The organism is Sphingomonas sp. 1F27F7B, from assembly GCF_005503355.1.
In the GTDB taxonomy this organism is placed as follows: domain Bacteria; phylum Pseudomonadota; class Alphaproteobacteria; order Sphingomonadales; family Sphingomonadaceae; genus Sphingomonas.
Window position 1 is genome coordinate 129,114 of record NZ_SCMK01000009.1, and the last position, 18,153, is coordinate 147,266.

General features: G+C 66.7%; 15 protein-coding genes. 6 read left to right on the forward strand and 9 right to left on the reverse strand.

Annotated elements, in window-relative coordinates; translation table 11 throughout:
• Positions 1–7 precede the first annotated feature (7 nt).
• Genes FFS08_RS10675 through FFS08_RS10695 form a run of 5 tightly spaced genes read right to left on the reverse strand, consistent with a single transcriptional unit; the run spans position 8 to position 5,486 of the window.
• Positions 8–2,320: a TonB-dependent receptor gene (locus FFS08_RS10675; protein ID WP_249340992.1), complete on the reverse strand. Its 2,313-nt coding sequence runs from the start codon at positions 2,318–2,320 to the stop codon at positions 8–10.
• 25 nt (positions 2,321–2,345) lie between these two features.
• Positions 2,346–3,293: a FecR family protein gene (locus FFS08_RS10680; RefSeq protein WP_137861696.1), complete on the reverse strand. Its 948-nt coding sequence runs from the start codon at positions 3,291–3,293 to the stop codon at positions 2,346–2,348.
• Entirely contained in the window at positions 3,283–3,771 is a 489-nt protein-coding gene (locus FFS08_RS10685) for an RNA polymerase sigma factor (RefSeq protein ID WP_249340993.1), read from the reverse strand. The genes FFS08_RS10680 and FFS08_RS10685 overlap by 11 nt, the downstream gene beginning before the upstream one ends.
• On the reverse strand, positions 3,737–4,639 hold the full coding sequence (locus FFS08_RS10690; protein WP_137861698.1) for a ChbG/HpnK family deacetylase: 903 nt from the start codon (positions 4,637–4,639) through the stop codon (positions 3,737–3,739). The genes FFS08_RS10685 and FFS08_RS10690 overlap by 35 nt, the downstream gene beginning before the upstream one ends.
• Entirely contained in the window at positions 4,614–5,486 is an 873-nt protein-coding gene (locus tag FFS08_RS10695; protein ID WP_137861699.1) for a glycosyltransferase family 2 protein, read from the reverse strand. Before FFS08_RS10695 ends, FFS08_RS10690 begins: the two co-directional genes overlap by 26 nt.
• A 244-nt stretch (positions 5,487–5,730) precedes the next feature.
• On the opposite strand from FFS08_RS10695, the gene FFS08_RS10700 reads away from it, so the two are divergent.
• The 5 genes from FFS08_RS10700 (at position 5,731) to FFS08_RS10720 (ending at position 12,278) form a co-directional block, all read left to right on the forward strand.
• Positions 5,731–7,161 (forward strand): glycosyltransferase family protein, encoded by a 1,431-nt coding sequence (locus FFS08_RS10700; RefSeq protein WP_137861700.1) that lies wholly within the window; start codon positions 5,731–5,733, stop codon positions 7,159–7,161.
• A gap of 76 nt (positions 7,162–7,237) precedes the next feature.
• Complete coding sequence (locus tag FFS08_RS10705) at positions 7,238–7,765, forward strand: DUF2141 domain-containing protein (protein WP_137861701.1); 528 nt, start codon at positions 7,238–7,240, stop codon at positions 7,763–7,765.
• Positions 7,762–9,096 carry an LptF/LptG family permease gene (locus FFS08_RS10710; protein WP_137861702.1) on the forward strand — a complete coding sequence of 445 codons (1,335 nt, stop codon included), beginning with the start codon at positions 7,762–7,764 and terminating at the stop codon, positions 9,094–9,096. The genes FFS08_RS10705 and FFS08_RS10710 overlap by 4 nt, the downstream gene beginning before the upstream one ends.
• A 628-nt stretch (positions 9,097–9,724) precedes the next feature.
• Positions 9,725–12,067 carry a TonB-dependent receptor gene (locus FFS08_RS10715; RefSeq protein WP_171012561.1) on the forward strand — a complete coding sequence of 781 codons (2,343 nt, stop codon included), beginning with the start codon at positions 9,725–9,727 and terminating at the stop codon, positions 12,065–12,067.
• A 16-nt stretch (positions 12,068–12,083) separates the two neighbouring features.
• Complete coding sequence (locus FFS08_RS10720) at positions 12,084–12,278, forward strand: hypothetical protein (protein ID WP_137861704.1); 195 nt, start codon at positions 12,084–12,086, stop codon at positions 12,276–12,278.
• On the opposite strand, the gene FFS08_RS10725 is transcribed toward FFS08_RS10720, so the two are convergent.
• From FFS08_RS10725 to mgtA, 4 genes are all read right to left on the reverse strand, one after another.
• Positions 12,275–12,889, reverse strand: coding sequence for a response regulator transcription factor (locus FFS08_RS10725; RefSeq protein WP_137861705.1), 615 nt, complete (start codon positions 12,887–12,889; stop codon positions 12,275–12,277). The genes FFS08_RS10720 and FFS08_RS10725 overlap by 4 nt on opposite strands.
• The gene (locus FFS08_RS10730; RefSeq protein ID WP_137861706.1) at positions 12,886–13,980 is read right to left on the reverse strand and encodes a sensor histidine kinase; all 1,095 of its coding nucleotides are present in this window, start codon (positions 13,978–13,980) and stop codon (positions 12,886–12,888) included. The genes FFS08_RS10725 and FFS08_RS10730 overlap by 4 nt, the downstream gene beginning before the upstream one ends.
• A gap of 147 nt (positions 13,981–14,127) precedes the next feature.
• Positions 14,128–14,289: a hypothetical protein gene (locus tag FFS08_RS23440; protein ID WP_171012562.1), complete on the reverse strand. Its 162-nt coding sequence runs from the start codon at positions 14,287–14,289 to the stop codon at positions 14,128–14,130.
• Positions 14,290–14,414: 125 nt separating this feature from the next.
• Entirely contained in the window at positions 14,415–17,129 is a 2,715-nt protein-coding gene (mgtA, locus tag FFS08_RS10735) for a magnesium-translocating P-type ATPase (RefSeq protein ID WP_137861707.1), read from the reverse strand.
• A 738-nt stretch (positions 17,130–17,867) separates the two neighbouring features.
• On the opposite strand from mgtA, the gene FFS08_RS10740 reads away from it, so the two are divergent.
• On the forward strand, positions 17,868–18,152 hold the full coding sequence (locus FFS08_RS10740) for a TrbC/VirB2 family protein (RefSeq protein WP_137861708.1): 285 nt from the start codon (positions 17,868–17,870) through the stop codon (positions 18,150–18,152).
• Position 18,153: the final 1 nt, after the last annotated feature.

Consider the following 18,153-nt stretch of genomic DNA (forward strand, 5'->3'; position numbering starts at 1 on the left):
GCCGGCCTCACCAGTGGACGGCCAGACCAAGGCGCGCGCTGCGCGGTCGCAGCGGCGTCACCTGATTGCGGGCCAGGAGCGTGAAGGGATTGCCGAACGCGAATTGATTGGCAGTCCCGTTGAAGAGGTTGTCGACGTCCAGAGACAAATCGACGCGGCCGAGGCGGGCGCCCGCGGACAGGCCCATTACCCAGTAGCGACCTTGGCTGATATCGAGAAAATCGCCGGTGCCGAGCACGGAGCGCCCGACATAGTTGGCCGTGATCCCGAAACGCGGCGCGTACCGATGGTTGGTCGCGCTGTAGGAGAGGCTGGCGGTGGCGGCGAATGGCGGAGTTTCCGGAAGACGCCGATTGTCGCGCTTCGACGCGCTGGCGATCGGGCCCAGGACCTGGTTGGCGGTGTAGAATATCGATCCGCGCGCATGAAGGCCAGGGATCGGCACCCAATCGAAACTGGATTCGATTGCCCGAATTCGCGCATCGCCGATATTCGCCGTATAGGGCTGCCCGCGCTGGGTAACGAGGTCGGCCTGGATATTGCTCCAGTGCGCGATCGAGAAATCCAGCGAGAAGGCAAGGCCGGTGGGGCCCGTGCGCAGCTTGCGAATGCCGACTTCTCCCACCTGGATGACGTCCGACAGATAGTCCGCGACGCGGCCGGTGCCAGCCGCGACGGCTAGACCGCCGGTGCGATAGCTGGTCTGGAAGCGGCCGAACATCGCCAGCGCCGGCGCCAGCCGCCACGAGAAGGCGATGGTCGGGTCGATCCGGTGCGTCGAGCGCCCCCTGGTGAAGCTGCCCCCGCGCGGCGTGCTGGAAGGCTCGCCGTCGTTCCGGCCCATGGTGGCGCGCGCACCCAGGGTCAGGGAAATGTCGTCGAACACGGCAAAGCTCGCCTCGCCGAACACGGACGCGGCACGCGACACGTTGGTGACGCCGATAAGCGAACGGTCGGTGACGGAAGTCTCGATCGCGCGGGACAGGATGTCGCGGTCGCTGACCAGCGTGAAGCCGCCCACCCAGGAATTGCCGTTCCCGAGCGAACGCGAAAGGCGGGTTTCGTGGCTGACGAGCAGCTTGTCGCGGTCCGCCCGATATTGCGTGGTCGGGCCTGGCCCGCGTGGCGACGCATCGAACTGCTCGACCGAATGTTGCGCGACGATGCCGTTCGCGACGACCAGGCGCAACCCGCTGTCCCAGTCCTTCGAGATGACGGAGCGCCCCAGCCATAATGCGCTATGGAAGGGCTGCGGAAGGCGCGAGAGCCGGACCAGGGGGCGCCCGACAGCGTTCGCATATTGACCGTCGCCCATGTCGATCGACTGGATCGCGCCGCTCAGCTCGACTCGCCAGCCGTCACCCGGTTCGAGGCGCAGCGCCAGTCGCCCGCCCAGGGTGTCGATGCGATTGGTGTCGCGCACGTGCCGCGTCGTGTCGTCGATATAGCCGCCGTCGCGCACCCGATAGGCGACCGCGCGCAAGCCCAGCCGCTCCCGCATCACGGGCACATTGACGATGCCGGCCATATCGAACCCCGGCTCGCCGTGATCGGTCGCGGTCGCGCCGCCGATCATCGAGGCGGAAGTCTCGGTGACGCTGGCCGGATTGGAAGTGAGCCGGATCACCCCGCCGATCGCCCCCGAGCCATAGAGCGTGCCCTGCGGCCCTTCGAGCACCTCGACGCTGCGCATGTCGTAGAGCCGCAAGCCCGCATCCGGCCCCGAATAGTTCAGCTGGACATCGTCGAAATAGACGCTGGTCGGCGATTGAGTGCTGCCGTTGAAGCTGCTGTCGGCCACGCCGCGGATGAAGATCTTGTTTCGGCCCGGGCCAAGCAGGGTGCTCTGCAGAATGGGGGTGGAGGAGGCGATGTCGGACAGGCCGTTTCCCGGCGGCGCCGGTATCTCGTCGCCGCGCAGCGTGGTCAGGCTGCCCGGGTAGCGAAGCAGCGGGACACGCTGCTTGTTCGCCTCGACGACGATCTCGTCGGCGTTCTCGCTCTTCGGGGGCGGGGCGGGGGCCGGCTTGCGCTTGGGCCGCGGCGGCGCCGGGGCAATCCTGGCGCGCACGATCCGATATCCCCGGCCCGCGCGCTCGGCCCGGTAGCCGGTGCCGGCGAGCAGGCGGGAAAGCGCCGCCGCCAGGTTCGACCTGTCGCTGACCGGCAGGGTCCGCACGCGCGACAGACCAGGCTCGGTGCTGATGATCTCCACGCCCGCCTGGCGGGCCAGGATCAGCAACGCCTGGTCGAGGGTCGTCGCCGGAACCGAAAATGCGACGCGCTGGGCGAGCGCGGGAGATGCCGGCAGCGCCAGCACCAACGCCAGCGCACACGCTCCGCCTCTACGGCGTTTCCGACAAAATCCAGCGCTTGCCTTCACGTCGCGACGTTGCCCCGATCAGTTCGGCCAGATGCGGTACGTCGCGTTCGGCGGCCCCGGTGAAGCGGATCATGCCCGTAAAGGGTCTGGTGGACAAGTTCGGGGCAAGTATCAATTCGGTACCATAGAGGCGCGTCAGCGCGGCCGCGACGTCGCCGACCCGTGCTCCGTCGAACGACAGGTCTCCGGTGCGCCATCCGCCCACCAGCGCCGGCGCCACCCGCATGCGCGCGATCCTGCCGGTCCGCGTGTCGAGCGCCGCGGCTTCTCCGGGCCCCAGGCGCAGCGCCTCGCGCTCCGGCCGCAGCATGACCGAGCCTTCGGCCACGGCGATCTGCACACGCGTATCGACAACCCCGAGATCGAAGACAGTGCCGAGGTCCCGCACCGCGACGCCGCCGGCGGTAACCGTGAACGGGCGCGCCGCATCGTGGCGCACATGGAAGACGGCCTCGCCGCGATCGAGCGACGCGACGCGATCGTCGGCACGGTCGAGCGTGACTGCGGTGCCGCCGCCGAGTTCGATGCGCGTACCGTCCCCGAGCATCACCGTCTTGCGCTCGCCATTGGCGGTGGCGACGACATAGGTGCTCGACGCCTGCTCGACCGGGCGCGGCTGGAACGCCACCAGGGCGATGGCGGCCGCGACCGCGCCGCCCGCGCCCAGCGCCCACCACCAGCGCCGCGGCTCGGGCGGGTTGTCGTTGTCGGCCGTGTGCACGGGCGCCGCGGGGAAGACCGTCTCGTCCAGCCGTCGATCGGCGACGGCAACGCGGTCATAGGCCGCAGCGTGCGCCGGGTCGCTTTCGAGCCAGGCGATGAACTCCGCCCAGCCCGCCTCGTCGACCTCCGCAAGCCGCAGGTGCCAGGCGATCGCCTGATCGGGGATATCCACTCGGTCAGTGGTCATTGGTGCCCCCTTCCGCCTCGATCACCGCGCCCGGCTCCGACAGCGAATCGTGAATCTTGCGATAGGCGCGCGCCAGCAGCTTCTCGACGCCACTGACGCTGATGCCCAGATGCTCCGCGATCGCTCGCTGCGGGCGCTCCTCGAGCCTGAACATGCGCAGCGCCGTTGCCATGCGATCGGGCATCGCCGCGATCGCGCGTTCCAGCGCCCGGCGGTCGTCCGCGGCGGCGATCACGCCCTCTGGATCCGCGACAGCCGGCGGCGGCGCCTGGACCGCGAGCCACGCACCGTCGCGGGCCACCCGGCGGGAGGCCGCGATGCGGCGATCCGTCGCGTGGTTCGCCGCCATCCGGTACAGAAAGGCCGCGGGCTGCGCGATCGGCGCCTGAATATGGTCCAGCTTCAACCATAGGTCCTGGAGAGCGTCCTCGGCATCATCGCGGCTACCCAGCCGCGCGGCCAGAAGCCGCAGCAACATGGGCCTCTGCGCGAGGAAAATGGCCTTCAGATCTTCTTGCGACACTTTCGCGCCGACCCTCCGCTCGACCAGGGAACGCCATTCCGGCACGCGCAGCCATGTCGGCGATCGGGAGTTTGATCAAGGTCTCGGCTTCACGGCACCGCGCATCGGCGATCACGTCGTCCTCGCGTTCTCCGGCGCCCGGATGACACATGACCAGGTGCATGCCCCGCCCGCCGCGCAGGAAGCGGCCGAACAGGTCCGCATAATCGCTGGCGAAGTCATAATGGCCGCCAAAGCTGTCATTGGTGGCGATGCCATAGGCCGCCGCGGCGCGGCGGAAGCCCCGCGTATGGAAGCTGCTTCCGATCGCCTTGCCCAGGAACGGGCGCCGCACCATCGACGAGAAGCGATCCGAACAGGCGCGAACCCAGCTGCGGGGCGCGCGGCACGCGACTTCGGCAAGCACGAGCTCGCGTATTCCGGTCAGGGCATGGGCGTGCTGGTGACCGTCGACGAAATCGGGTGCGCGGCCCATCGCCTGCGCGAACGCCGCGAATTGCGCGCGAATCTCGTCGGCGATCTCGCCGAACGGCAGATTCCAGCGCGCCGCCCTACGCTGGAGCGTATTGATGTCGGGCAGCACGCCGCGCGGCGCCAGCTCGGGCATGTGAGTGAGCGGCTTCTCGCCGGTGAGGGTGAGGTGGAGGCCGATCTGGACGTGCGACGGGACGGTCTGAAGCAACAGGCTGTCGCGGTGCCAGCCGGGCATGCCGGTCATGCAGCTGATGGCATTGATCTTGCCTGCCACGGCGAGCTCGACAATGGTTTCGCTCACTGCCCGCGAATAGGCGAAATCGTCAGCGCACAGAATGAGTCGGGACAAGCTTGGTCTCCTCTGTCTGCTGGAACTGGCGCTCACGGATGTTGTGGCTGAGCAGCCGGCGCTTTCGCAGGCGGGCCGAAAGGAACGAATAGAAGAACCAGTCGCCGGCCCAGGGCGCGGCCACGGAATAGGCAAGCCGCTCGAACAGGGTCCAGCGGATCGAATCGCGGTCCCGCTCGCGGGGCGAGGGCATGCACCATAGGGCATCGGAATAGTGCATCGTGCCCTTGCGCATGATGCGGTGGATCACTTCATGATCCTCCAGCACGAAGTTCCAGCGATCGGGATCGAAGCCGCCTACCGCGCGCAGCGTCGCGGTGCAGAAGGCCTGACCGGCGCCCCCGGTATGCGATTGGCGCGGAAGCAGGCGCGCGGCCTTGCGGATCGTCTCGGCGCGTGCCGCGCGGTCGTCGGCATCGGCGCCCGGCGCGACGAAATAGGCGCCTGCGGCCACGCAATTGCGCCGCGACAGCAGCTCGCCCGCCGCGGCGAGATAATGCGGGGGATATAGCGTGTCGGCGTCGCAAGTGGCGGTCCAGCGCGTACGGGACCAGCCGAAGCCGGCACGCAACGCGGCGACCTTGCCGGGCGCGCGCTCGGTGACCAGCATATAGTCGAGCCCGTGGCGCCGCGCCGCCGCCTCCGCGATCGCCCCGCTGCCGTCGCTCGAGCCATTGTCGACCAGGACCAGCCGGAACGGCACGGTTTGCCGCGCAAGGCTGGCGATCGTGCCGGCCAGCAATTCCCGTTCATTGAAGAACGGGACGACCACCGTCCAATCCACAGCCATATCCGGCGCGGCGCGGTTCGCCGATGGCGGCAGCTCACGCTCCAGGTCGATGTACATACTCTGCCCCAATCCCCGACAGTCCACCGGGATCGAGCTCGAGCGCGGCGGCTGCGAAATCATCTGCCGGCGCCGCGTTTGGCTCTCCCCGATACCGTCCTGACGATGCCGCGAGGGGCGACCCCCACATCGCCACCGAAAAATAGTTTCCATGACGCTGGGAGCCGAACCTCATAGGATTCGATGGGAACCAACGGGGAAGGGCGAGCGGGGGATGATCCGGGCAGGGACGTATCGAAATGCGGTGACGTTCTTGATCTTGCTGATGTTCGCGGTGGCGGTGCGCGCGCGCGATTTCGGCAATCCGTCGATCCATGTCGACGAGCAATTCTATCTGCTCGTCGGCGACAGGATGCTGCACGGGGCACTGCCCTATCTCGATATCTGGGACCGAAAGCCGATCGGGCTGTTCCTGCTCTTCGCGGGCATGCGGCTGCTGCCCGGCGACGGCATCCTCGCCTATCAGCTGGTCGCGACGCTGTGCGCCGCGCTGACCGGGTTGATCGTGGCGCTCGGCGCGCGGCGGCTCGGCGCGCGTCCGCTCGGGGTGCTGCTCGCCGGTTGTGCCTATATCCTGTGGCTGTCGTTCCTGAGCGGGCGCGGCGGCCAGTCGCCGGTCTATTATAATCTGCTGATGGCGGCGGGCGGGTATCTGACCCTGTGCCTGCCCGAGCGGGCACGGCACGGAAAGATCGGCGCGATACTTGCCAGCGGCATGGTCGCCTGCCTGCTCGCCGGCCTTGCCATCCAGATAAAATACACGCCGCTGGTGGAAGGTGCGTTCTTCGGGATCGCCCATCTCTGGTACCTGCATCGCGCCGGCGCCCGGATCGCCCTGACGATCGGCGCCGGCATGCTCTGGGCAACGCTCGGAATCGCGCCCACCCTGGCGGCGATCCTCTATTTCAAGGCGCAGGGAGCCGCGGCATTCGACGCCTTCTGGTTCTCGAATTTCACTTCGATCGCCCTGCGGCGAGGCTATCCCGCCGGCAAGATCGCCGCGCGGCTCGCGGGGTCGGCGGCGCAGCTCTCGCCCTTCGTCCTGGCCGCCGCCATGGCCCGGCGCTTCTCCGATCGCGACGAGGCGCTGGCGATCTGCTTCGCCTGGCTCGCGGCGGCGCTGATCGCCTTTGCGATGATCGGCGCGTTCTTCGATCACTATGCGCTGCCGCTGCTCGGCCCGCTGGCGATGATCGCAGGGCCGGCGCTGGGCCGATCGCGGCTTGCGCAAGGGCTGGCGGCCGCAGCCGCGCTCATCCTGGCCGTCTTCCACCTTTCGACCGAGCGCGACTATCGCACGAGCATCTACACGGCGGCACGGGTGATCGAAGCGCATTCGGCCACCGGCTGCCCCTATGTCTTCGCCGGAGATTCGGTGCTCTATGTGCTCGCACGCGCCTGTGTGCCCACGCGATATGCCTTTCCTTCGACACTGGCCTATGCTGCCGAACAGGGCGCGACCGGAACCGACGAGGCGGCCGAGGTCCGGCGGATCCTCGCGCGCCGGCCGCCAGTGATCGTCACGCTCGACGCGCCGCTTTCGCCCTGGAACACAGCCAGCAAGGCCGTGATCGACGCGGCGTTGCAGCGCGACTATTCGCTCGCGCTCTCGCAGTGGCGCGAGGAGGAGCATCTCCTCGTCTACGTCCGCCACGACCCGCCGGCGCGCCGATGAGGATTTTTCGCGGCCCGAAGTGAGAGTCGACCCCTGCCGTGTCGTCTGTCCCTGAAAGATCGGGGGAATACGCGGAATGCACTTCGCGCGGATCGTTATCGCTTCGGCACTTGCCTGGATTGCCATCGCCCTCCCGCCGGCTGCGAACGCGCAGATCGGCGAGGATTCGGACTATTGCCGGACCGGCCGAGGACCGGCGATCCAGGTCAACGTCCAGGGATTGAAGGATCGCAGCGGCGAGCTCTGGCTCGAGCTCTATCCGCCGAACGACACCGATTATCTGCGGACCGACACGGATCTGGTCGCCGAGGGCAAGGTTTTCCGCCGCACCCGGTCGCGGCTGCCCGCCACCGGCAATGTGGCGATCTGCGTCCGCGTCCCCCAGCCCGGCACCTATGCGGTCCTGCTTCGGCACAACCGGGTGGGGCGCGACAAATTCTCCTTCTGGAGCGACGGCGCCGGCATACCTGCGAACCGGGCGCTCGTGCGCAGCAAGCCGACCGTGGAACAGGCCAAGGTGATCGCCGGCGCCGGCATCACCACCGTAAGCGTGCAGATGCAGTATCTGCACGGCTTCGGTTTTTCGCCGCGCAGCTCGAAATGATCGGCGGCATCTTCGATCGCTACTGGACCGCGAAGATCGCGGTTCGCTTCGTCGTGATCGTCTCGATCATTCCGGCGATCCTCCAGCTGGAGAATTTGCGGCGCCTGCTCTCGGAGGTGCAGAAGAGCAGCGATGCGATGCTGCTGCTGGTCCGGCTCATCGTCGCGCTGATCCCGGAGCATCTGAGCGACGCGGTGCCCGTCGCGCTGATGCTGGCCTCGGCCATGGCGGTGCGGCAGATGGTCTTGCGCGGCGAATGGCAGATCGCCGCGGCCGCCGGCATGAGCCGCCTGCGCATCATGGCCGTTCCGCTCGCCTTTGCCGCACTCGTCGCCGGTGCTCAATTCGTCGTCGGGTTCGAACTGCGGCCCGCCGGTGAGCGCACGCTCGATACCATTTATCGCGAGATGCAGACCGGGGAACATGGCCTGCCCCTGCCGCTTGGCGAGCCGATCGAGCTCGACGCTTCGACCACGCTCTTCGTCGGCGGGCTGGGAAGCGGGAGGGAGCGCCGGCTCGAGGAAGTCGTCGTCCGCCGCGGCGAGGACAGCTTCAGCGCGCCGCGCGCCGATATCGGCTTCTCGCCCGACGGCGGCGTGCGGTTGCGGCTTCGCGACGGCGTCGGCGTGATTCGCGCGGAGGGGGATCAGGTCCGTGCCGTCCGCTTCGAACGCATGGACTTTTCCGGCAAGCCGGCGGGGATCGGCATGGTCGACGAAGACCCGATGCACCGCTTCGATCGGCTTTCGACCGCGGACCTAATCGCGAAGATGCGCAATGGCCCTCCGCTCGATCGCCAGTCGGCGCTGACCGTATTGGTGATGCGCATGGACAGCGTGCTGTTCTGCCTGCTCATCCCCTGGTTCGCTATTCCCCTGGGCAAGCCCCCTCGGCGCAAGGAAAGCGCAGCCGGAATCCTCGCATCGATCGTGCTGGTCGTGCTGCACCTGAAACTGGCCGCATCGATCGAAACGCATTTCGCCGCGCAGATATTGCTGGCGGAGGCACTGCACCTGTGCCTTTGGATAGCGGCGGCGGCCATGCTGATCCACCTCGAACAGGTCCATGGCGAAGGCGTTGTCGACCAACTCGCCAACCGGCTGGGGGCGACCCTGCAACGCCTGCGCAAGCGGCATCGAGCGGCTTCCTCCACTATCCATGCCGAGGCCGTTCATGCCGAGCCCCTCCATGCCGATGGCCGGGGATCGCCCGGCCCCAGAATTGGTGCATTCTGGATGGCGCAGCTGGATGAAGCGGATAATCGGCGCAGACGGCGGCAGTCAGCGTCCGCGCGTCCGGAAGTCGCGGTTCCGCTTTCAGCCGCACTGTGATCCGCGAAGACTTGCCCGCTCTGCCGGCTCGGCCATCGCGGCTGGTCCGGCAGGCGCTGCAAGAGCCCGGCAATGCCGGCACCGCGAATGCCCGATCATGGTTTCCGGGCAGGTCGCTTGCGAAAATCGCTCCACCATTGAAGGCGCCGATCTCGGGCGGGGCCTGAGAGGGCTCGTTCGCGCCTCGCCGCCGCAGCGCCTCTGCAAGTGCAGGCGAATATACCATGGTAGCGTTGAACCATACCGGGCACCGGGAATAGTCCGAGTGCGGCACGGGGCACTTTCGCGCCCGTGCGGCCAAGGGGATGCGATGAACTCGCGAACCGATAACCCGTCGGACGATTGCGACAGTAGGCGCGCGCCGCGCGCCGGTCCGCATCGTGCCATCCCGATCCCGTCCCGGAGGACGGAAGGTCGATGAGCCTCGACGCCGCGATACGGGCGAAGGGTTGATCGCCTTCGCCTTCCGGGTTGTTCCCGAGAGGCAAGAATGAGCAACGCCTGATCTCTTCGCCGCCTGCTCGCCGCGCGCGGCTGCCGCGACATCCGTTTCCTGCCCGCACCCCACCATCTGCCGCTCCCACGCGGCGGAGCGATGGCGCGTGCGCCGTCTTCAGAAAGAATTCCTGTGCTCTCATTCTCCAAAATCCTCATCCATTGCAGCCAATCCGCGCTGGCGATCGGCGCGATCGGCAGCATCGCCACGCCGGCCTGGGCGCAGACATCCGCGGTCGCGCCGGCGCCCGATGCGGAAGCGCAGCCGGACGCGGAAATCACCGTGACCGGCAAGCGCTCCACGCTCTCCGACGGCACCAGGCGCCCGATCGAGGCAGGCGACTATGCCCTCACCAAGGGCGACTGGTCGGACGTGCTTTCCGGCAGCAGCGCCCTGGCGCTGGTGAAGAATCTTCCGGGCGTAACCTTCACATCGACCGATGCCTATGGCCTCGATCTGTCCGACGGGTTTCTGCTGGTGCGCGGGTTCCGCCAGAATGAACTTGCGATCACCCTTGAAGGCATTCCGCTGAACGACGGCAGCTATGGCAGCGTGACCGGCACCGCGCCGCTCAATATCGGGGTCGCCGCCAATATCGATTCCGTCAGGATATCCCCTGGCTCCGCGGCGGTGAGCACGTTCTCGAACACGGGAAACGGCGGCGAAATGCGCTATGCCATCGCCGATCCCAAGCCGCATTTCGCGATGGAGGTGACGCAGGGCCTCGGCGGGGACCACACCCTCGTGACCAGCGCCACGGTCAATACCGGCCGGATCGGCGAGGACGGGCCGCGGATGCTGTTCGGCATCGAGCGGATATCCAAGGACAAATATACCGGCGCGGGAACCCAATATATGCTGCGCGCCAACGCCAAGCTCGTCCAGGACCTTCCCTGGGGCGATCTAACCGCCTTCCTCTCCTTCGCCCGCGCGGAGATCTGGGGCTACAACAACACCTCGTTCGACATGCTGGCCAAGCTCGGCTGGAACGGGACCGACATCTTCTATCCCAACTATGCGCGCGCAGTCTTCATCGCGGCGCCCGAGAATGCGAGCAAGTCGTGCGGCGCGTACAGCTGCGGGGAGCTGGCGTCGCTCATCCCCTATGACACCGGCCAGGCGACCGGCGATTTCGTCGGAAACATCACCCATCGCTTCAATCTGACGGACCGGCTTTCCGGCAGCGTGACGGGCTATGCCGCGATCAGCAAATCCGACATCGAGATCTCGGATGTCTCGACGCCCTCGCAAACCGGCGCACCGTTTTCCTCGCAGGTCTGGCAGACGCGCCCCCGGCGTTTCGGGGGCACGGCGGACCTCAGCTGGAAGGGCGACCGCCACACCATCTCCGTCGGAGCCTGGGTGGAGCGCACTTCGTCCACCTCGCGCTTCGCCTATTATAATCAGCCGCTTCCGGGGCAGGGCGCGCCGCTGCGGGCGATCGGGCCCTATGATGTCTATGGGCCGGCCTTCCAGATCGCCAACGACTCGCGCTGGAGGACCAGGTCGTTCCAGCTCTATGTGCGCGACGTCTTCAAGCCCAGCGATGCGCTGACGATCGATGCCGGCTTCAAATCGGTGAACTTCTCGACCAGCGGTGGCGGCATCGGCCCCGACCGGGCGCCGAACGGGACGCTCAGGACCATCGATCCCTTCCTGCCGCATCTGGCGATCGATTGGCATCCCGACGCCGGTACGTCGCTCTACCTCGACATCGCCAAGACGGCGATGGGCTATCGCGTGTCGTCACGCGGCAATATCGGGCCGGTGTCTTCCGCCTGGGCCGCGGACAACCAGGAGCTGTTCGATGCGGCACGCGCCACGCTGAAACCGGAGAAGGACTGGAACTTCACGGTCGGCGGATATCGCCGGTTCGGCGCGCTGAGCATCAATATCGACGCCTATTACGGCATCATCCTCAATCGCCTGCTCAACGGGACCAGCGGGCCGCAGTTCAATCCGGTGCGCACCGTCGGGATCGTGCCGCGATCGGAGCTGATCGGCGCCGACGCGATCGTCGATCTGAAGCCCGCCCCCTGGCTGGACATCTCGCAGTCCGTTTCCGTCAGCAAGCTGCGCTATGCCGATGATCTGGTGGTGGCGGGGGAAGCCATGCCGCTCAAGGGGCATTTCCAGCCGGGCTATCCGGGCGTCTCGCTCATTTCCCAGGTCTCGGCGAAGCGCGGCCGGTTCGAGGCGGGGGCGACGAGCACGCTCTATCTCGACGATCCCTTCACCTACAGCAACGACATCCATGTCCCCGCCTATTGGCAAGTGAACGCGCACGCCTCGTATCGCCTGCCGAAGCGCACCGGCCTGCCGGAACTGCTGTTTCGTCTCGATGTCAGCAACCTGCTCGACCGGCACAATATCGGGTCGGTGGGGATCGGCGGCTATTCGGTTTCCGGCGACTATCAGACGTTCATGCGCGCCGCGCCGCGCACCGTCCTGTTCAGCATGAACGCGAAAATCTGACAGATGGAGGATGGCCATGCCGCCGGATCATTTCCACAAGCCGATGCCGCTGGCGCTCCGGCTGCGACTGCGGCTGCTGACCGGCCTGGAGCTGCTGCTGCTGCCGCATCGCCGGAGGAGCCGCACGGCCGCGAGCCTGCTGGCATGGATCGATGCCGAGCATGTTCGCATCCATGATGCGGTCCATCGCGACGACGGTGGCCGGGCCTAGCCGTGGATGCGATCAAAGGCGCGGACGAGATCGGGCAGCGTCCGCGCCTCCATCTTGCGCATCATGTGGCCACGGCGGACCTTCACCGTGATCTCGCTCAGGCCAAGCTCGGCGGCGACCTGCTTGTTGAGCAGACCGCGCACCACCAGCCGCGCCACTTCGCGCTCGCCCGGGGAGAGCGCTTCCCACAATTCCCGCACGCGACGCGTTTCCGCCGCAGCCGCGCGGCGCAAGCGATCGATCTCGATGCCGCGATTGATCGCGTCGAGCAGATCCTGATCGCGAAAGGGCTTGGTGAGGAACTCGATCGCGCCGTCCTTCATCGCGCGGACGCCCATCGCGATGTCGCCATGGCCGGTGATCATCACCGTCGGCAGGACGATGCCGCGTTCGGCCATATGGGCAAGAAACTCCATCCCGCTCTGGCCCGGCATGCGCACGTCGAGCACAAGGCAGGACGGCACCTCCGCCCGCGCCGCGCCGGCGAATTCCTGCACCGAGGCGAAGGATCGCGAACCCAGTGCGACGGAGGAAAGCAGATCCTCCAGCGCCTCGCGGACCGAGCGGTCGTCATCGACGATATAGACGATCGGGGATTCGGGATCGGTCATGCTCCGGCCTCCTCTTCGCCTTCACCTTCGGCGGGCGCGATCGGCAAGGTGAACGACAGGGCCGCGCCGTCGAGATCGCTTTCCTCGGCCCAGATGCGGCCGCCATTGGCCTCGACGATCGCGCGGCTGATGGTGAGCCCCAGCCCGATGCCGTCCTGCTTGGTCGTCCAGAAGGCATCGAACAGCCGCTCCGCCTCCTGCCCGCGAAAGCCGATGCCGGAATCGGCAACCGCGAGCGTCACGCTCGACCCGTCCTTGGCGACGGACGCGATCATCTCGATCTCGTGCCCGCGGGCCGGATCCGCCATCACGGCGTCGATCGCGTTGAGCAGCAGATTGCCGATGACCTGGCCGATCTGCACCCGATCGCCGAACACGCGCGGCAAGTCTTCCGGCAAATAGAGCCGCAGCAATATGTCGTTGCGATCGATCTGTCCGCGCGCCAGCCCAACGATCTCGTGAACCAGCGTGCCGAGGTCGAACGCCCCCCGTATCGGCGACTTGCCGCTGGCAAGCCCCCGCACGCGCGCGATCACTTCGCTGGCGCGGCTGGCTTCCGCGACGATCCGCTCGGCAGCGCGCTCCGCCTTTTCGATATTGGGAGGGTCGGCGGCCAGCCAGCGCCGGCACGCCCCTGCGCTCGTCATCACCGCAGCGAGCGGCTGGTTCACTTCATGCGCGATCGAGGCAGTGAGCTCGCCCAGGCTGGTCACCCGCGCGATACGCGTGAGCCGCTCGCGCGCATCGTGGATCGCTGCCTCCGCCGCGACCAGCTTGAGCGAGAGATACGTGGTCACCGCGATTGCGACGAGGCTGATCCCGGTGTTGATGATGCCGACCTCGTACAGCCCGGAATGCGTGAGCCCGAAGCTGACAACCGTCAGCGTTCCGCATGCCGATGCCAGGACGACGACCGATCGGGGGCGCATCAGCCGTGTGGCGAGCAGAATCACCGCGACGTAGAATACTGCCGCCGCAATGGCATAGTTGGTCACCGTATCGATGACGAAGATCGCTGCGATGGCGGCGATCAGCAGCGCGATCCTGATTGCCCGCCCGCGCTCCAGGCCGCTCCCGCGCCTTCGCGTCATGACCTTGTGCCTGAGTTCATCGCGAAGCCCTTGGGTGTGCCTGCGTCGTGTGCGTCGACTGTCTTCCCTATGCCGCGCGGCGCGCCTTCCGTCGATCATTCTGCGCCCTTCGCCATGGCGACGCCCCGGAAACCCCGCGCGCATCACTCAGCCGGCCCTGCGCAGGATGTGGAGCGCCGCGCGCTGAAGGCGATGGCAGAACCGCGAGGCACGCAGCCATTGTCGTCGCGAGATCGCGCCGTGCCGTGCGAGCATCGCCGCCATCGCGAACAGGAGCATCGCGATGGCGGCGACAGCCCAGGCGGTCAAGCGGGCCAGGCGCTCCCGCCATGATGGTTCGGGCGGGCGCCTGGACCCGTCGGGCTGGCCGCCGGCGCCGTCTCCATGCCGGCCGCCCTGCGGGACGGTTCCCTGAAACGCCCACGCACCGCGCTTCAGAACCATTGCCCGAACCGCCGAATGTAGAGCGCCTTCATCGATTGGGCGACGACGCAGTAGCTCAACAGGATCCCGGCCAGCCACGGGAAATATTGCCAGGGCAGCGGCTGAAATCCCACCATCGCCCCGAAGGCGGAGAAGGGGAGGAACACGCCAAGCGTGCAGATCAGCGCCGTCATCACCAGCACCGGCAGCGCCGCGATGCTCTGAAAGAAGGGGATGCGCTGCGTGCGCAGCATATGCACCACCAGAGTCTGGGACAGCAGTCCCTCGACGAACCAGCCCGACTGGAACAGCGATTGATGCTCGGGGGCGTTCGCGCCGAATATGAACCACAGGAGCGCGAAGGTGGTCACGTCGAAGATCGAGGAGGTTGGCCCGATCCACAGCATGAAGCGCCCGATGTTGCGCGCATCCCATTTGCGCGGGCGCATGAGGAACTCGCGGTCCATCCTGTCCCACGGCAATGCGAGCTGCGACACGTCGTACAGCAGATTCTGGATCAGAAGCTGAATCGCCAGCATCGGCAGGAAGGGGATGAAGGCGCTGGCGATCAGCACCGAGAAGACGTTCCCGAAATTCGAGCTGGCCGTCATGTTGAGATATTTGATGATGTTGCCAAAGGTCTCGCGCCCCTTCAGCACGCCTTCCTCCAGCACCATCAGGCTCTTCTCGAGCAGGATGATGTCGGCCGACTCCTTCGCGATGTCGGTGCCGCTGTCGACGGAGATGCCGACATCGGCGTCGCGCAGTGCGGGCGCGTCGTTGATCCCGTCGCCGAGGAAGCCGACGGTGTGGCCATTTGCCTGCAACGCCTTGAGCACCCGCGATTTCTGGAGTGGCGTGAGCTTGGCGAAGATCGTCCGCTCATCGACCAGCCTGCGCAGCCGCGCATCGTCGAGCGCTTCGATGTCGCGTCCGAGCAGGGGCTGGCCCGGCTCAAGCCCCACCTCGCGGCAGATGCGCGCGGTGACCACCTCATTGTCGCCGGTCAGCACCTTCACGACCACGCCATGCTCGGCGAGCGCGGCGAGCGCCGGCGCCGCGCTTTCCTTCGGCGGGTCGAGGAAGGTGAGGAAGCCCTCGACGATCAGATCCCGCTCGTCCGCGATGCCGTAGAGAAGCTTGCGCTCATCCTCCGGCACCACCCGCGTCGCGAGCACCAGCACGCGGAAGCCCTCCGCGTTCATCGCGCGGGCGCGGGCGATCAGCGTATGGCGTTCCGCATCGCCGAGCGGACGCACCACACCGCCATCGCGGATGGCATGCGCGATGCCGAGCATTTCTTCCACCGCGCCCTTGCAGACGATCAGATGCCGGTCCTCGGCGTCCTCGACCACTACCGAGAGGCGACGGCGGACGAAGTCGAACGGCAGTTCGTCGATCTTGAGATAGGCTTCCACCGGGCGGATCACGTCCGGCAGTTCGCTCGCGAAGCGGACCACCGCCTGATCCATCAGGTTGCGCACACCGCTCTGATGGTGGCTGTTGATCCAGGCATAGCGGAGCACGGCGTCGTCGCGCTCGCCGTGAATATCGAGATGCCGCTCGAGGATGATGCGATCCTGAGTCAGCGTGCCCGTCTTGTCGGTGCACAGCACGTCCATCGCGCCGAAATTCTGGATCGCGTTGAGCCGCTTCACCACCACCTTGCGTCGCGCCATCGCCACTGCGCCCTTGGCGAGATTCGACGAGACGATCATCGGCAGCATCTCGGGCGTGAGGCCGACCGCGACTGCGAGCGCGAACAGGAAGGCGTTGGTCCAGTCGCCCTTGGTGAAGCCGTTGATCAGCAGCACCACCGGCACCATCACCAGCATGAAGCGGATCAGGAGCCAGCTGACCGAATTCACGCCGCGATCGAATGCGGTTTCCGCACGCGAGCCGACGATCGCCTTGGCCAGCGAGCCGAAATAGGTCCTGGCACCGGTGGCGACGACGATCGCCGTGGCGGTGCCGCTCACGACATTGGTGCCCATGAAGCAGATCGTCGGCAGATCGAGCGCATTGGCGTCGTCGTCGGTTGCCGCAGTGGCCGATTTGCCGGCCACCGCGCCCAGCGTGTCATATTTCTCCACCGGCAGCGCCTCGCCGGTCAGCGCGGCCTGGCTGACGAACAGGTCGCGCGATTCGAGCAGCCTTATGTCGGCCGGGATCATGTCGCCGGCCGAAAGCTGGACGATGTCGCCGACGACGATCTCCGCCATCGGGATCTCGCCGATATGCGCCTCGGCATCCTCGTCCCCGCGTCGCCGCACCGTGGCGGTGGTGCGCACCATCGCCTTCAGCGCGTCGGCCGCCTTGCCGGAGCGATATTCCTGCCAGAAGCGCAGCAATCCGCTCAATACCACCATCGTCACGATGATGAGGACACCGGTATAGTCCGCCGGCTCGCCCCGGCGCAGCGGGAGGATGATATCCGTCACCGACGAAATCGCCGCCAGCGTCATCAGCACCGCGATGAACGGATTGGCGAAGGCATGCAGGAGTTGGGCCGAGACGGGCGGGCGGCGATCGTGCGCGACTTCGTTCGGCCCGTCCTTGGCCAGGCGGGCCGCCGCTTCCGCCGTGGTCAGCCCCGCATCGCTGGCGCGGAAGTTGGTGAGCGTCGTTTCCACGCTGTTCCGCGCCTCGCGGATCGCGCGCACCGATAGCTTGGGATCGCGGGAGCGTGCGGCGGCGCCCGGCGCGGCCTTCGTCATCAGGGTCATGTCGGTTTCCTGGCTCTAGCAAGCGAGCTTCGTCAGTGTGAGGTGCATCGAGGCATCGCCCGGATCCGCGCCGCGAATGCGCGTTTCATCCATCCAGGCGATGCAGCGGCATTCGAGTTGCCGGGGATATGCGTCCGTGCGCCCGCCAGCTGGTCGGCGGAACCCAGGCACGTTTCGCTTCAAATGACGTCCATGTCGGCACCTCGCTGCGACGCGACCGCGGCCGCCGGCGAGAAGCCGAACTTCAGCTCCGACCAGACGACGACAGTGGCGTGGTTTCTCGACTATTGTCGCATTGCATGGTTGTTGGTTCCTCGAAGCGATCCGAAGCGAACAAGGCCCGGGATTGCTGCACGCGGCTTAGTTTCCGGCGGGGCGCTCAGCCATAGATACCAACGGTGCCGCCAGTATCTCTTCGTCGCCTCGGCATATACGAAGGTAGCGCCGCAAGGACCGTGCGCAGGCGTTGCCGCATCGATCGCTTTGAAGCCAAGGAGAACTTGGCACCGGCCATGAGCGCGACCGGGAACTGCACAAGAGGCTGACCGCGCGGGCAAGACACGACATTTCCTCGATGTTTTCGAGAATCGAGATGAAGCCAAAGCGGTGGCAGATGCGAATTTTCTACGGAAAGCCATTGGCAGCGGCTAACCCGGTGCGCATTATCGACATTCGAATCAGGGGGTAAGCGGCGTGTTGAACCGTGTATTTTGGGGGTGCTCGCTAAGAGCCGCGGCGATGCTGCCAGCATTGATGCCCAGCGCCGCCTTGGCGCAGGAATTGGGTGCAGATCCCGCGGGATCGGGGGTTATCGTCTCCGCAGTGCACTGGCTGCAGGGCACCTTGCTCGGCACCGTCGCCACAGTGGTTGCGGTGATCGCCGTCGCCTCGGTCGGCTTCCTGATGCTCACCGGCCGGATCAACTGGCGCTATGGGGCGACCGTGATCCTGGGCTGCTTCATCCTGTTCGGTGCCGCAAGCATCGTTGCCGGCATCCAGTCGACTGCCCAATCGGGCCTTTGAA

Coding starts and splice junctions, on each gene's coding strand:
- FFS08_RS10680 (WP_137861696.1), bottom strand. CDS start 3,293: ATGACCACTGACCGAGTGGATATCCCCGATCAGGCGATCGCCTGGCAC.
- FFS08_RS10685 (WP_249340993.1), bottom strand. CDS start 3,771: ATGTTGCTGCGGCTTCTGGCCGCGCGGCTGGGTAGCCGCGATGATGCC.
- FFS08_RS10695 (WP_137861699.1), bottom strand. CDS start 5,486: ATGTACATCGACCTGGAGCGTGAGCTGCCGCCATCGGCGAACCGCGCC.
- FFS08_RS10705 (WP_137861701.1), top strand. CDS start 7,238: ATGCACTTCGCGCGGATCGTTATCGCTTCGGCACTTGCCTGGATTGCC.
- FFS08_RS10710 (WP_137861702.1), top strand. CDS start 7,762: ATGATCGGCGGCATCTTCGATCGCTACTGGACCGCGAAGATCGCGGTT.
- FFS08_RS10720 (WP_137861704.1), top strand. CDS start 12,084: ATGCCGCCGGATCATTTCCACAAGCCGATGCCGCTGGCGCTCCGGCTG.
- FFS08_RS10725 (WP_137861705.1), bottom strand. CDS start 12,889: ATGACCGATCCCGAATCCCCGATCGTCTATATCGTCGATGACGACCGC.
- FFS08_RS10730 (WP_137861706.1), bottom strand. CDS start 13,980: ATGACGCGAAGGCGCGGGAGCGGCCTGGAGCGCGGGCGGGCAATCAGG.
- mgtA (WP_137861707.1), bottom strand. CDS start 17,129: ATGACCCTGATGACGAAGGCCGCGCCGGGCGCCGCCGCACGCTCCCGC.
- FFS08_RS10740 (WP_137861708.1), top strand. CDS start 17,868: ATGCTGCCAGCATTGATGCCCAGCGCCGCCTTGGCGCAGGAATTGGGT.